Annotated in this window: 2 protein-coding genes; both read right to left on the reverse strand. The window is 39.0% G+C overall.

All coding sequences use genetic code 11. From position 1 onward, the window contains the following. Window positions 1-335, reverse strand: a 335-nt coding sequence (gene rplQ, locus AB1397_01310; GenBank protein MEW6481638.1) for a 50S ribosomal protein L17, incomplete at its 3' end; no start/stop codon positions are given. After that, window positions 304-652, reverse strand: a 349-nt coding sequence (locus AB1397_01315; protein ID MEW6481639.1) for a DNA-directed RNA polymerase subunit alpha C-terminal domain-containing protein, incomplete at its 5' end; no start/stop codon positions are given. The genes rplQ and AB1397_01315, both read right to left, overlap by 32 nt.

Below are 652 nucleotides of genomic sequence, written 5' to 3' on the forward strand. Positions count from 1 at the left end.
GTAACAATTGCCATTGGGCTATTATCTCCATGCCTACAAGGAAGCTTAAGAACTTTTGTGTATCCCCCCCCCTGTTGTAATTCCTTTGCCTCTTTAAATATCTTCTTTGCCACCTCTTTGTTATGGAGATTTGAGATAATCTTTCTCTGGGAAGCAAGGGTTTGCTTTTTTGCCTCTGTTAGCAGCCTTTCAGCAAGCCTTGATAAAGCCTTTGCTTTTGTATAGGTTGTTTTTATGGTCTTGTGCCTAAAAAGCTCAGTTGCCAGATTAGAAAGAAGTGCCTTTCTATGGCTTATAGAGCCTTTAAGCTTGAGATGTTTCTTCCTGTGTCTCATTTTCTACAATCCCGGCTTGTGCCTCTTCTGATAAAGGCTCTAAGAGCTCCTCTACGCCTGACATTCCCAATGTAAGGTTATAATCAACAAGTCTTTCTTTTACCTCTGCAAGAGACTTCCTTCCAAAATTTCTCATCTTTAATAGCCCTGTCTCATCCATCTTTACAATATCTCCAATCCTTGTTATTCCTGCAAGCCGAAGGCAATTAGAGGCTCTTACAGATATTTCAAGTTCATCAATACTCGTATTTAAAACCTTTCTCAGCTTTTCTCTTTCTTCATCAACCTTTTCTAAAGGTTCTTCATTAATCTCAAAT

The sequence above is a fragment of the bacterium genome, from assembly GCA_040756715.1.
Taxonomy (GTDB): domain Bacteria; phylum UBA9089; class UBA9088; order UBA9088; family UBA9088; genus JBFLYE01.